Annotated in this window: 11 protein-coding genes and 1 pseudogene; 5 read left to right on the top strand and 7 right to left on the bottom strand. The window is 74.8% G+C overall.

Annotated features, from left to right (window positions below; translation table 11 throughout):
* Positions 1-169 precede the first annotated feature (169 nt).
* The 4 genes from FFT21_RS19510 to FFT21_RS19495 form a co-directional block, all read right to left on the bottom strand.
* Complete coding sequence (locus FFT21_RS19510) at positions 170-361, bottom strand: hypothetical protein (protein ID WP_137815353.1); 192 nt, start codon at positions 359-361, stop codon at positions 170-172.
* Between the two features lie 26 nt (positions 362-387).
* Positions 388-870 carry a DUF309 domain-containing protein gene (locus FFT21_RS19505; protein ID WP_137815352.1) on the bottom strand — a complete coding sequence of 161 codons (483 nt, stop codon included), beginning with the start codon at positions 868-870 and terminating at the stop codon, positions 388-390.
* A 55-nt stretch (positions 871-925) separates the two neighbouring features.
* On the bottom strand, positions 926-1,894 hold the full coding sequence (locus FFT21_RS19500; protein ID WP_137815351.1) for an alpha/beta hydrolase: 969 nt from the start codon (positions 1,892-1,894) through the stop codon (positions 926-928).
* Between the two features lie 173 nt (positions 1,895-2,067).
* Complete coding sequence (locus tag FFT21_RS19495; RefSeq protein WP_137815350.1) at positions 2,068-3,156, bottom strand: glycosyl transferase family 9; 1,089 nt, start codon at positions 3,154-3,156, stop codon at positions 2,068-2,070.
* Between the two features lie 176 nt (positions 3,157-3,332).
* Between FFT21_RS19495 and FFT21_RS19490 the strand changes: the two genes are divergently transcribed.
* Both FFT21_RS19490 and FFT21_RS19485 read left to right on the top strand, forming a co-directional pair.
* A complete protein-coding gene (locus FFT21_RS19490) occupies positions 3,333-4,703 on the top strand; it encodes an NsdA family TPR-like regulatory protein (RefSeq protein ID WP_503826168.1) in 1,371 nt (456 codons plus the stop codon).
* The gene (locus tag FFT21_RS19485; protein ID WP_137815348.1) at positions 4,700-5,686 is read left to right on the top strand and encodes an NAD(P)-dependent oxidoreductase; all 987 of its coding nucleotides are present in this window, start codon (positions 4,700-4,702) and stop codon (positions 5,684-5,686) included. Before FFT21_RS19490 ends, FFT21_RS19485 begins: the two co-directional genes overlap by 4 nt.
* A 6-nt stretch (positions 5,687-5,692) precedes the next feature.
* Here FFT21_RS19485 and FFT21_RS19480 read toward each other — a convergent pair whose 3' ends face one another.
* On the bottom strand, positions 5,693-7,069 hold the full coding sequence (locus FFT21_RS19480; RefSeq protein WP_192909639.1) for an FAD-binding oxidoreductase: 1,377 nt from the start codon (positions 7,067-7,069) through the stop codon (positions 5,693-5,695).
* A 236-nt stretch (positions 7,070-7,305) separates the two neighbouring features.
* Between FFT21_RS19480 and FFT21_RS19475 the strand changes: the two genes are divergently transcribed.
* From FFT21_RS19475 to FFT21_RS19465, 3 genes and pseudogenes are all read left to right on the top strand, one after another.
* On the top strand, positions 7,306-7,782 hold the full coding sequence (locus tag FFT21_RS19475) for a DUF7144 family membrane protein (protein ID WP_137815347.1): 477 nt from the start codon (positions 7,306-7,308) through the stop codon (positions 7,780-7,782).
* 142 nt (positions 7,783-7,924) lie between these two features.
* Positions 7,925-8,740 carry a potassium channel family protein gene (locus FFT21_RS19470; protein ID WP_225978563.1) on the top strand — a complete coding sequence of 272 codons (816 nt, stop codon included), beginning with the start codon at positions 7,925-7,927 and terminating at the stop codon, positions 8,738-8,740.
* Positions 8,741-9,023: 283 nt separating this feature from the next.
* Positions 9,024-11,657 (top strand): annotated as a pseudogene (locus FFT21_RS19465) (helix-turn-helix transcriptional regulator); the annotation flags it as partial.
* Between the two features lie 57 nt (positions 11,658-11,714).
* Here FFT21_RS19465 and FFT21_RS29865 read toward each other — a convergent pair.
* Together FFT21_RS29865 and FFT21_RS19455 are read right to left on the bottom strand one after the other, a co-directional pair.
* Positions 11,715-12,986, bottom strand: coding sequence for a serine/threonine-protein kinase (locus FFT21_RS29865; RefSeq protein ID WP_225978562.1), 1,272 nt, complete (start codon positions 12,984-12,986; stop codon positions 11,715-11,717).
* Positions 12,987-13,145: 159 nt separating this feature from the next.
* Positions 13,146-13,325, bottom strand: coding sequence for a CsbD family protein (locus FFT21_RS19455; RefSeq protein ID WP_137815344.1), 180 nt, complete (start codon positions 13,323-13,325; stop codon positions 13,146-13,148).
* Positions 13,326-13,422 lie beyond the last annotated feature (97 nt).

The raw sequence follows: 13,422 nt of genomic DNA, 5'->3' as shown, positions 1-13,422 counted from the left end.
ATCACCGCCTCACGCCTCGGGTCCCGCCGTGCCGAGCGCCCCCGCCCGCCGGAGGCCCCGGAGCGGCCGGGGGCAACGACACATTCCGCGATCGGAATGCTCCATCCGCGTTATACCAGCACCCGGTGCATCGGAAGGGCCCCTGGTCGCCCGCGGAAACGGCCGCCCGTCACCGATCTTGCTGCGCGCCGCCGGGCAGCGCGAGCAAGGCCGCGACCGCGCAGAGCACCCCGGCGGCGAGCCACACCGGCTGGTACGAGCCGAACGCGTCGCGGGCCACGCCGCCGAGCACCTCGCCGACCGCCCCGGACGTTCCGCCAATCGGCCTGAGGTCGAGGGCGACGCGGGCGGGCCGCGTCACACGGCCGCCCAGCGGCGCGGCGAGCGCTAGCGTCCGCGCAGCCGGAAGCGGGCGTCCGGCTCCGGGACGCCTTCCGGGCCGGCCTGCTCGACGCGGTCGGCCACCGCCCTGGCCTGCCGGACCAGGCCGGCGAGGTCGAGCGCGTGCGGCGGGTCGGCGGCGTACGGCTCGATCCGGTCGGCGCCGCGGCGGAGCAGCGCGACCGCGCCCCTGCCGTTGCCGCGCTGCAGGTGGGTCAGGCCGACGGCGAGCTGGGCCAGGCCCTGCCACATGTCCCGGCCCCCGCCCTCGGTGGCCTTCCACGCCGCCTCCAGCACCTCGTGCGCCTGGAACGGCAGCCCGCCGTCGATCAGCCGCTGGGCCTCGTCCACCGTCGCGTCCGGGGTCAGCACGAGGTCGTCGGGCACCCGGTCGATGCCCTGGGCGCCGCGCGGCAGCGGCCTGCCGGCGGCGTCCCGGGGCCGCGCGTTGCGCGGCCGTCCGGCCGGATCACGGTCGCGGGTCGTCATGCGGTCGCCTCCTTGCCGCAGGTAACCACCGCACGGTAACTCGACCACGACGGTCTCAGGCGCGGTAGAGCGCGTCCCGCAGGACACCCGCGGCCTGCGCGATCGCGGCCCGGGCGGCCTGAGTGTCGGCCAGCTCGTTGAGCATCACGAAGTCGTGGATGATGCCCTCATAGCGCACCGCGATCACCGGCACGCCGGCCTGCCGCAGCTTGCTCGCGTACGCCTCGCCCTCGTCCCGCAGCGGGTCCGCCTCGCCGGTGATCACCAGGGCCGGTGGTAGCCCGGCCAGTTCGTCCGGGCTGGCCCGCAGCGGCGACGCGGTGGTCTCCGTGCGCTGCGCCGGGTCGGGGGTGTACTGCTCCCAGAACCACTGCATCGCGTCCCGGCGCAGGAAGTAGCCCTCGCCGAACTGGTGGTAGGACGGGGTGTCGAAGTTCGCGTCGGTGACCGGGTAGAACAGTACCTGCTGGACGAATCTCGGCCCGGCGCGCCGCTTGGCCAGCAGGGTGAGCACGGTGGCCATGTTGCCGCCCATGCTGTCCCCGGCGACCGCGATCCGCGAGGGGTCCAGGTTGCGCTCCCCGCCGTGCTCGGCGACCCACTGCGCGGCCCCGTAGCACTCCTCCAGCGCGACCGGGTAACGCGCCTCCGGCGAGCGGGAGTACTCCGGGAAGAACACGGCGGCGCCGGAGCGGGTGGCCAGCTCGCGGATCAACCGGTCGTGGGTGTGCGCGTTGCCGAACACCCATCCCGCGCCGTGGATGTAAACGATCACCGGCAGCACCCCGCGGGCGCCCTTCGGGCGGACCACCCGCACGGTGAGTTCACCGGTGGGCCCGCCGGAGAGGGTCAGGTCCTCGATGTCGGCGTCCGGCTTGGGGACCTCGCCGGCCTGGACCCGATCCATCACCTCCCGGCCCCGCTGCGGTCCGAGGTCGGGCGGGTACGGCGGGTTGGCGGTGGCCTCGGCGAACCGCTGCGCGGCCGGCTCCAGGACCACCTGGCGCGTCGCGGTCTCGGACATGTCAGCCTCCAGAAAAGCCGTGGAGAGGCACCGACATGTCCGGGATGCCCCGGTCGCGGTGGGCTAACCGGCGCGGGGCGGGTCGGGTGGCGGCCGGTTCGGGTGCGCCCACCGCGGGCGGCGCGTCGGGCGCCCGGCGGTGGTCAGCTCGGCCGTCAGCGAGTGGTGGGCGGTCACCAGCCGGCGCACTCCGCGGCGAAGTCGGCCACCAGCGTGCGGGACACGTTACGCAGGTCGGCGGCGCCGCCCCAGGTGGCGTCGTCCAGCTCGGCCGGGTCGGCCGACCGGTCGGCCAGCGCGAGCATCTGCGCGAACCGGGTGGCCACCGCGTGGTGCCGGTCGGAGCCGGTGATCCACTTGGTGTGGGCATGCCGCGAGTACAGGCCCACCACGCACGGCCCGCTGCCGTCGGTGCGGCTGGTCAGCGCGGCGAGCTGGGTCAGGCCGACGTCGGCGCCGATCACCAGCTCGGCCGAGGCGAACAGGTCGACGCAGTCCGCCGGGTCCGGTTCGCACAGCACGTCGACCGGCAACCCGTCGAACGCCTCGGCGCCGGTGACGTTCCGCGAGGTGATCACCGTGAAGTGCCGGGCGGCGCCGCGGGCGCGGGCCAGTTCGGCGGCCACCGCGGCGAAGTCGGCCACCTGGAAGTCCAGCCGCCGCGGCCACCCCGGCACGGTGACCAGCACGACGTGCCCTGGCTTCAGCTGGTGCGCCGACGGGAACAGCGGCGCCGGTGTCGCGTCGCGGGCGAGCCGCTCCCCCAGGGTCTGCTCGGTGGCCAGGTAGTGCCGCATCGGCAGCGCGGCATGCACCTCGACCATCCCCGGCTCGACCGCGTCCAGCCAGGTCGGCGGCTCGGCGGAGTCGACCCGGAAGCGGACCGGCGCGCGGGTCGCGGTGCGCACCACGTGCGGCCCCCAGGCGTGCCTGGTGGACTCCATGGGCAGCGCGCAGCGCCGCATCAGCGCCGCCTGCGGTCCGCTGTAGTGCAGCGGCACCTCCGGGGTTAACTCGCGCAGCGCCGCGACCGTGGCCAGCCCGAGCAGCAGCTCGGCCGAGCCGCACTGGCCCAGGTCCGCGATCCAGCCTCGGGAGCGCACCAGCGAGGCGCAGCCCGGCGCCGGCCGCTGCCCGGCGGCCCTGCGGTAGGTCAGCACCCGCCCGAACGGCGCCTGCTCCGCCGGTACCACCAGCCGCCCGCCTCGGTGACATCGCACGTCCTGGACCTGCCACTGGATCACGTCCTGCTGGGTCGGCACCACTCCACCTCCGTCGGCGGCTCACGGATGTGCGATCGAGTGTGCGCTCACGTCCCCGGACACCGGCATGACAGTTCGGAATGCCTGTCCGACGTTTGCATGACATATGGCTGGAACGTGCCCTTTACTTCGTAGGGTGCGGAGGTCCCCGGCGACCGACGCCCTGAAAAAAGGGGGTGCACCCGTTGCTCGGATCGCAGCCAGCGCCCCGAACCCGCCTCGAACAACTGGTGCGGCAGAGCCGCCGCACCGTCGGAGAGTTCTGCGAGGACTTCCACGAAGCCTCGCGCGAGGTGGGTGGCCGGCCGATGACCGTCTCGGAACGGCATGCGAGCCGGTGGATGGGCGGCCGCCTCGGCGGGTTACCGCACCCGGCCACCTGCCGTGTGCTGGAGCACATGTTCGGTGAGCCGGCGGAGGTTCTGTTCGGCCCGGCACAGCACGGTCCCTCCCCCGACCAGCGCGGTGGCGTGCCGGCCCGGGAGACATCCGGTGGCCACGCCGAAGGGGACCCGAGGGGAACGATCGAGAGGGAGGTCGCAATGGCCGCGACCGAGTCGGCTCGGTTCGGGCAGTTCATCGAGCAGAGCAACGTCGGCCCGCACACGCTGGAGCAGTTCCGCGCGGACACCATGCGGATCATCAACGTCTACCCGAACCGCCCCGTCTACCCGATGTTCGTGGAACTGCGCGAGCTGCGGGACCGGGCGTTCGAACTGCTGGAGGGCCGGCAGCATCCGGCGCAGAGCCGGGAGCTGCACGTGGTCGCCGGCGTAGTGTGCGGGGTGCTGGCGAACGCGTCGTTCGACCTCGGCTGGCTGCCGGCCGCGGAGACCCAGGCCCGCACCGCGTTCCTGTGCGCCGAACTGGCCGGCAACAACGCGCTGCGCGCGTGGATCCGGGGCACGCAGAGCCTGATCGCCTACTGGGACGACCGGCCCAGGGACGCCGTGGAGCTGGCCGAGGACGGCTGGCGGTACGTTCCGGAGAGCGGTACCGCCCGGGTCCGGCTGGCCGCGATCGCCGCCCGGGCGTACGCCAGGATGCGCGAAGAGGCCGCCACCGAGGAGGCGCTGTCCCGTGCCGAGCGGGCCCGGGAGGAGGTGCGGGCCGCCGACGACCCGGGCGGCATGTTCGCCTTTCCCCCGGCCAAGCAGGCGATGTACGCGGCCACCGCCCGGCTGTGGCTGGGCGACGAGGGCAACCTGGCCCGCGCGGAGCGGCTGGCCGGTGAGGCGATCGAACTGTACGTGGCCGACCCGCCGGAACGGCGCCGGCTCGGCGAACTGAGCCTGGCCCGGCTTGATCTGGCCGTGGCCCGGCTCGGCCAGGAGAACCTGGAGGGCGCCGCGGAGCAGGTCCCCGAGGTGCTCGCGGTGGCCAAGCGGCGCCGCACGGACAGCGTGGTGCGCCGGTTGCGCCAGCTTGCCACCGCGCTGCAGCGCCCACGGTTCTCCTCCGCCGCGCTCGCCCTCGACCTGCGGGACGAGATCACCGCGTTCTGCGACGCCCCGCAGACGCCCGCGCTGCCGGAGCGAGCCCGATGAGTGGGCCGGAGGAAGCACGCCGGCGGTACCCGTCGCCGCCTCCGCGGGAGGAAGCACGTCGGCGGTACTCTTCGCCGCCTCCGCGGGAGGAAGCACGTCGGCGGTACTCTTCGCCGCCTCCGCGGGAGGAAGCACGCCGGCGGGCCGAACCGCGCACCGTCGGGCTGCTGCATCCCGGCCAGATGGGCGCCGCGGTCGGCGCGGAGCTGCGCCGGGCCGGCCACACCGTGCTGTGGTGCCCGGAGGGCCGCGGCACCGAGACGCAACGCCGTGCCCTGCGGGCGGACCTGCAGGCGACCGCGGATCTGCACGGGCTGCTGGACCGCGCGGACGTGGTGCTGTCCATCTGCCCACCGGCGGCCGCCGAGGACGTCGCCGGCCGGGTCGCCGCCGCCGGCTACCGCGGCCTGTACGTGGACGCCAACGCGGTCAACCCGGCCACCGCGCGCCGAATCGCCGCGGTGGTGTCCGCGGCGGGCGCGGCCGCGATGGACGGGTCGATCATCGGCGCGCCGCCCACCGCCGAGCGCACCGTGCGGCTCTACCTGTCCGGCCCCGGCGCCGGAGTGGCCACGGTGGCGGAACTGTTCACCGGCAGCCAGGTGGAGGCCGTGCCGCTGGGCGGTGAGCTGGGCCGGGCCAGCGCGCTGAAGATGGCGTTCGCGTCGTTCCAGAAGGCCAGCAGGGTGCTGGCCGCGCTGGCGCACGCGCTCGCCGACCACCACGGCGTCACGGAGGCGCTGCTGGCCGAGGCGCAGCGCATGCCCGTGTACATCCTGGGCGACCGGGACTTCCTGCCCAGCGTGGCCAGCAGAGCCTGGCGGTGGGCGCCGGAGCTACGGGAGATCGCCCACACCCTGGACGCCGCCGGCCTGCCGCCGGACCTCGCCGACGCCACCGCCACCGTGCTGGAACGCTGGTCCGACGACCGGGACCGCACCGACCTGCCGGTCGCCGCCGTGCTGGAGCACCTGCGCCGCTGAAAGACCTCAGTCCGCGGGCGGGATGTTCTGGTTGAGGTGGAACAGGTTGTCCGGGTCGTAGGCGCGCTTCACCGCGGCCAGCCGGGCGTAGTTGTCCCGGTAGCTGTCGTGCACGCGGGCCTGGTCGTCGTCGGCCATGAAGTTGACGTAGCCGCCGCCCGTCGAGTGCGGCTCCAGTGCGCGGTAGTAGTCGCGCACCCAGGCCGTGTTGGCGGCGTTGTCGGCCGGGTCCGGCCACATGCCGGCGATCACCGTGGCGAACCGCGCGTCCCGGTAGGCGAACGCGGTGGCGTCGGACGGGACGCGGTGGCAGGCGCCGTTGATCGGGTACAGGTGCACCGCCGTGTTGACCGCGGGTACCCGCGGGCCGTACTCGAGGTGGGCCCGGATCGCGCCGTCGGTCAGCTCGGTGGCGAACGCGGTCTTCCAGTAGTGCTGCAACCCCGGCGGCAGCAGCTCGTCAAACAGCGTGTTCATCGCCGGATAGGGCACCGTGTCGACGTGTTCGGCGACGATCGGCGCGGCCCGGCGGATCGGTTCCAGCGCCCGCTCCGCCCGGTCCGCGGGACCGGACCAGCAGGCGATGATCACGCTGAACGGCCTGCCGTGCTCCTCCGGCGGGATGAACGGCAGCGGCGGGGCGAGGTGGAACGCCGGGTAGGCGCCCATCTCCTCCGGCGCGGTGTCGATGTAGGAGCGGTAGAAGTCGAGCACGTCACCGGCGCGTTCCACCGGGTAGAAGAACAGGCCCGCCACGACGTCGCGCACCGGGTGGAGCTGGTACTCGAACGAGGTGACCACGCCGAAGTTCCCGCCGCCGCCCCGCACCGCCCAGAACAGGTCCTCGTGCGACTTGTCGCTGGCCACCACCTGCCGCCCCGCGGCGGTGACCACGTCCACCGACTCCAGGTTGTCCACGGTCAGCCCGAAGCGGCGGGCCAGGTACCCGATGCCGCCGCCGAGGGTGAGCCCGCCGATTCCCGTGCTGGACACGATGCCGCCGGTGGTGGCCAGTCCGAAGGCGTGCGTGGCGTGGTCGAAGTCGCCCCAGGTGCAGCCGCCCTCGGCGCGCGCGGTGTGGGTGAGCGGGTCGACCCGGACGCCGCGCATGCGGGAGAGGTCGACGACCACGCCGCCGTCGTTGGTGCCGAACCCGGGCACGCTGTGCGAGCCGCCCCGGACGGACAGGTCCATCCCGTGGTCGCGGGCGTGGTCCACGGCGGCCATCACGTCCGCGGCGTCCACGCAGCGGACGACGACCGCGGGCCGGCGGTCGATCATCGCGTTGTACACCCGGCGGGCCTCGTCGTACCCGGCGTCGGCCGGTGTCACCATCTGGCCGCGCACCCGTTCGCGTAGCCGGTCCATCGGAGCGGAGGGCATGTCGGCTCCTTTCCACGGGCGAGCGGCCGGTGCCCACCGCCGACCATGGCACCGGCGGCGACCCACCAACTCACCCGTTGCGGGTGATGCGACGCCGCCGGGACGCCTGCGCAAACTAGCCCGGACAGCGCTGCGTTCCGACGTTCGCGTTGCAGGGGATCGGGATCGGGCGCACCCGCGTCCGGACAACGGGGAGGTGCACCATGACGTCCAGACCCGCACGGAGCGCACCACAGATGCCCAGCTGGGCCGAGCTCGGGCAGACGTCCGGCCTGCTCGTCTTCGGCGCGGTGCTGCTGATCGTCCTCGGCGCGTACAACTGCCTGCACGGCGTCTCGGCGATCTTCCGCCCGGCGGTCCTGGTGGTCCACAACACCTACGTGTTCGGCAACCTGCCGGCCTGGGGTTGGAGCCTGCTCGGGTTGGGCATCCTGCAGATCGCGGCCGGGCTCGGGGTGCTGGCCCGCAACCAGCTCGCCCGCTGGTTCGGCGTGGCCGTGATCGCGCTGAACATGTTCGCGCAGATCGTGTTCCTGCCGTTCTACCCGGCCTGGTCGCTGCTGATCATCGCGGTGGACGTGGTGGCGCTGTTCGGGCTCACCGTGTACGGCGGCCAGCCGCCGAGCCTGGCGGAGGCCCCACCCGGCCGGGCGACCACGCCGGCCGAGACGCCCACCCAGGCGACACCGTCGGAGCGGCGGCAGCCGGTGTGACCGGGCACGGCGGCCCGCACCGCCGCCCACCCCGCCGGACCGGCTGATCCACGACCACGAGGCGCCTCCGTACCGGGGTCACGGGGGCGCCTCCTTCCTGTTCGGAATCCTGCCTGGAATGCGACGGGGGAACGGGCGAGCCGTGGCACGACTCCGCTGTCCCAGCTGGCGGCCCGACCGGTACGGGATGCTGCTCGCCCTGCTGGTGCTCAGCTTCCTGGTGTCGGCCTACTCCGGGGGAACCGGCGCGGCCGTGCTGCGGCTGGTGTTCTTCACGGCCACCCTGTACCTGGCGCTGCGCACCTCGCTGGTCCGCCGCCGGATCACGCGGCTGCTGGTGCTCGCCACGCTCACCGGAACGGTGGCCACGGTGAGCCTGTCGCTGGCTACGCAGAGCCGGGTCGCCGCCGGCGTGCTGGACAGCTGGGTGGCGCTGGTGCTGCTGCTCACCGTGCTGGTGATCGTGCGCAGGGTGCTGTCCCACCCGGTGGTCTCGGTGCAGACCATTCTGGGTGCGCTGAGCGCCTACCTGATCGTCGGGCTGATGTTCGCCGCCGGGTACGGGGCGCTCGACGAGCTGGGGTCGCGGCCGTTCTTCGCGCACGGCGCGGCGGTCGATCCGGCCGTGTTGCAGTACTTCAGCTTCACCACGTTGACCACGCTCGGCTACGGCGACTACACGGCGGCCACCAACACGGGTAGGGCGGTCGCCGTGCTGGAGGCCCTGGGTGGGCAGATCTTCCTGGTCACCCTGGTGGCGCGGCTGGTGTCGGCGTTCCAGCCGGGTGCCCGCCGGCAGGCCGAGCGGGTGCCGGAGCGGCGGCCACGGCGCCCGACGGCCCGGCCGGTCGGCCGCGGGGCCGCCCCGCTTGCCGGCACACCGCGCGGGCGCGGGGGCCAGCGGCGCACGGTACGCCGTGCCCGCCCACCCGCGGGTCGGCGCGGCCGGCCCGGCTGACGCGAGCGGCTCCGACCCGTGCGCACCGCTGCTACTCCGGGGTGACGCCGAGGCGCCTCATCCCCGGCGGGTAAGCGGAATCCGGTGAGATGCCGGCACTTTCGGCGCGTTAGGGCCGAAGGTCCAGCGCCGCGCGGGACGACGGACCGCAGTGCGCGACTCGGGTCGGATGTTGCGGTGAGGACGGCCGCGGGCCGGGGGCTTCCCGCGTGCCCGGGGCAGCCGGGGCTCGCGCGAACACGCACAACCTGCGGTAACGGAGCATCACCGTCGAGCCGAGGGCATGCAGATGACCATGACGAGCAGTGGCACGTGGACCCGCCGAGGGACCGAGGGGGACGAGCCCCACCGCCCCATGCATCCCCTGCTGCTCGCGGAGAAACTGAGCGTTCCCCGGCTCGCCGGGCCGATCGTGCCGCGGCCGCGGCTGTACGCGGCGCTGGCGGCGGCCGTCCGGCCGCGGATCACCACGCTGGTGGGGCCGGCCGGCAGCGGCAAGACCGCGTTGCTGGTCTCATGGTTGCGGGACACCGCACCCGAGTACCCGGTCACCTGGGTGAACCTCGACTCCGGGGACAACGACCCCGACGTGTTCTTCGCCTGCCTGGGCGCGGCGGTGCGCCGTGCCGCCGCTGCCGGCGACGCTGCCGGCGGGGGCAACGGTGCTGGCCCGGCGGTGCCGAGGGCCAGGGCCGCCGACCCGGTGCGCGAACTGCTGGACGCGCTGTACGACCTCGCCCGGCCCACCCTGCTGGTGCTGGACAACGTGCACGAGCTCGCCGACCCGCGGGTGCTGCGCGGCCTGGAGCGGCTGCTGCGGCACGGCCCGTCCCCGGTGCACGTCGTGCTCAGCGGGCGCGGCACCGCTGGGCTGCGGCTGGGCCGGCTGCGGCTGTCCGGCGAGGTGGGTGAGGTGACCGCGGCCACGCTGGCGTGCACCCGGGAGGAGACCGAGGCGGTGCTCGCCGCGCTGGACGCGCGGCCGACGCCGGAGCGGGTGGACGCGGTGCTGGCCCGCACCGCGGGCTGGCTGGCCGGGGTGCGGCTGCTCGCGGCCGCGCCGGACGGCGAGGGCGTGGCCGAGTACCTGCGGGAGGAGGTGCTCGACCGGCAACCGGCCGAGGCGCGCGCGCTGCTGCTGCGCACCTGCCTGGCCGACCGGGTCCACGCCGAACTGGCCGAGGAGCTGACCGGGAACGGCGGTGCCGGTTCGCTGCTCGACCGGTTGGTCCGGGACCACGCGCTGGTCGCCGCCGACGGGGGTGGGTGGTTCCGGTACCACCCGATGCTGCGGGAGGCGCTGCGCACGCAACTGCGGCGGGAGATGCCCGGGGCGGTCGCCGACCTGCGCCGCCGCACCGCCGCCTGGCACGCGGCGCGCGGCGACACGGCCGGGGCGCTGCGGCTGGCCGTGGCCGGCGCCGACTGGGACCACGCGGCCCGGCTGCTGGTCGCGGACGAGCTGCGGCTGCCGTTCGCCGCCGGAGACGGCAGCGGTGCCGGTGGCGGCGACCTCCGGCACCTGCTCGCCGGCTTTCCGGAAGCACGGGTCACCGGGGACCCGGAGCTGGCCGCGGTGTTCGCCGCGGTGCAACTGGCCGGCGGTGACCCGGTGGCCGCGGAACCGTTCCTGTACCTCGCCGAGCGGACCCCGGTGGAGGGGCCGCGCCCGGCCGCGCTGGAACGGTCCTGCCTGGCGCTGCGGCTGTGCCAGGGGTGCCTGCGCGGCGAGATCGACCGGACGGTGGTCAAGGCCGGCCGGGAACTGCTCCGCGCCGACGGCGGGGAGGTGATGCTGCCGGCGCACCGGCGGGGCGTGGCCCTGCTCGGCTACCACCTGGCGGTGGCCACCCTGCTCGCCGACGAGCCGGAGCCGGCGCGGCTGGCGTTCGCCGAGGCGTTGCGGCTGCTGGAGGGCACCGGGCACGACCGTCTCACGCTGCTCGCGCGCGGCTGGCTGGCGTTGCGCACCGCGTCCGCCGGCCGGCTCACCGACGCGGCCCAGATCGCCACGCTGACCGCCGCGGAGGAGCGCGCGGCGCCGGCCGCGGCGACACTGGCGCGGCTCGCCCGGGCGGTGGTCGAACTGGAAGGCGGCGAGCCCGGCGGCGCGGGCGACCTGCTCGGCGACCACGAGCCGGCCGATCCGGTCGTCGCGGTGGCCAGCGGCCTGGTGCGCGCGCGGCTGCTGATCGACGAGGGCGAGCCGGGCGCCGCGCGCACCGAGTTGGACGCGCTTCGCCACCACCCGCCGGCCCGGGCGGCCTGGCCCCGGCACGCGGCCACGTTGCTGCACGCCCGCGCCCTGCTGGCCACCGGCGACCCGGTGGACGCCGGCGCGGTGCTGGAGCGCGCGCTCGGTGAGGCGGCCGCCCCGGACGCGGCCGACGACGCGGTGCTGGTCGGCACGGTGCGGCTGGCCGGGGACGATCCGGCGGCGGCGCTGCGCGCGGTGCAGCGGCACGTGGAAGCGGCCAGCCCGGACGGCGACCCGCTGACCACGGTCGGCGTGCTGCTGGTCGCCGCATCGGCGCACCGCCGGCTGGGCAACCGCCACGAGGCGGTGCGGCTGCTGGAAGCTGCGCTGGGCCTGGCCGCGCCGGAGGGCCTGACCCGGGTCTTCGTTGACGCCGGCGCGGACATCCAGGCGCTGCTCACGCTGCATGTGCGCCCGGAGGGCGCGCACGGCGCGATGCGGGAGAAGCTGCTGCGGCGCTTCGAGGCCCGCGCCGGCGGGCGTCCGGGGCCGTCGCAGGCGCTGCTGGAACCGCTGACCAACAGCGAACTCGCGGTACTGCGCTACCTGCCGTCGCTGATGGTCAACGAGGAGATCGCGGCGCAGATGTACCTATCGGTGAACACGGTCAAGTCCCACCTGCGCTCGCTGTACCGGAAGCTGGACGTGACCAACCGGCGCAGCGCGGTGGCCCGGGCGCGGCGGCTGGGCCTGCTGTTAACCCGCGCCGAACCGCGCTCAGCCGCCCCGCTTGCCGTGCCCGCCGTGACGCTTCCCGCCCGGGTTGGCCGGGTGCTGGTCAACGACCGGCGACGGTGCGCTGGTCACCGGGGGCGGCGGCATGGTACTGGGCTGGGCGGGTTGGCCGGTGTCCGGCGGCGCCGACTGGTTCGCCGCCGGCGGTGCCGGCGACCCGGAGCCGGAGAGGACCACCGCGCCGAGGCCGCCGAGCAGGCCGGCGGCCAGCACCGCCAGCGTGGCGCGGGCGGCGCGGCTGCGCGGCAGCAGCGCGTGCGACCGGCCGAACTCGGCGGCCGGCTCGGTGCCCTCGACCGGCACCATGTCGGCGGGCAGCGTCCTGGTGGCGTCCCGCACCGGCCGCGCCGGGTACCGGTCGACGGGTCGGGTGGGCACGTCCGCACCGGCCGGAGCCGCCGGGTAGCCGGTGCCCCTTGACAGCGCGTCCAGGGCGGTGGCCAGCGCTTCCGCGCAGCCAGCCGCGTCCGGCCGCAGCTCCGGCCGGCCGTCGGTCATCGCCCGCAGCAGCCGGCCCAGCGCCTCGGGCACGGTGTCCGGCACGTGCGGTGGCCGGCTCAGCCGGGCCACCGCCGCCTCGACATCACCGCCGACGTACTCGGGCCGGCCGGTGAGGCATTCCAGCAGCACCAGGCCGAGCGCGTAGACGTCCGCGGCCGGGCCGATGGTCTGCCCGCGCACCTGCTCGGGCGCCAGGTAACCGACCGTGCCGATCAGCTTGTTGGACGAGGTGAGCCGGTTGCCGCCGGCGAGCAGGGAGATGCCGAAGTCGGCGAGGTAGGGCCGCCCGTCCGCGTCCAGCAGGATGTTCGAGGGTTTGACGTCGCGGTGCACCACGTCCCGGGAGTGCACGTGGGTCAGCGTGTCCGCGATGCGCGCGCCCAGTAAGGCGACCCGCACGGCGGGCAGCGGCCCGTGCGCGATTTCCTCCCGCAGCGTGTGCCCGTTGATCAGCTGCATGACCAGGTACGCGCAGCCGTCCTGCATCCCGGCGTCGAACACGGTGACCAGCCCGGGGTGTTCGAGGCTGGCCAGCAGCCTGGCCTCCTCGTCGAACCGGCGCTGCCCGGCGCCGTCCGCGTCGGTCCGGAAAACCTTGATCGCCACCACCCGCTGCAGCCGGGTGTCCAGGCCCCGGTGCACTACGGCCATCCCGCCGGCGCCCAGCGGCGCGCCCAGCCGGTACCGCCCGCCCAGCATGATCTGCGGTGGCTCGGATGGTTCGGCGGGAACCGTGTCGACCTGGCCCGTCATCTGCGCTCCGTCCTTAGCGTCTACACCGCGGCGCGGTGCCCGGTTCCCCCGCGAATGACAGCCGGCATGGCCACATACCACTAACATGCCCGCCCACCTCGCGTACACCCGGGCCGCCGGGTCGTGGTGCGCTGCGGCCGCCCGGGTCCGCGACGCGGGTCAGGACCGGTTCCGGAAGGCGTCCTTCACCTTCTCCGCGGCCTGCTTCAGGTTGCTCTTGAACTGCTCCACGCGGCCCTCGGCCTGCCACTGCTCGTTGCCGGTGGCGTCGCCGGTGGCCTTCTTGGCGCGGCCGCGGATCTCCTGACCCTTGTTGCGCATCTTGTCGTCGGCGCCCATCGCGTTCCGCTCCCTCCGGGTTGCGCGGGTCGAACACCTTGCCCCTGGCTCCTCCGCTAGTACCCATTGCCGGGTCCGCGTCAAACCGCGACGACCA

This window comes from Gandjariella thermophila, from assembly GCF_005405885.1.
GTDB lineage: Bacteria > Actinomycetota > Actinomycetes > Mycobacteriales > Pseudonocardiaceae > Gandjariella > Gandjariella thermophila.
Note: the sequence above shows the minus strand (reverse complement) of the source record. Positions and strands in the feature narration are given on the sequence as shown.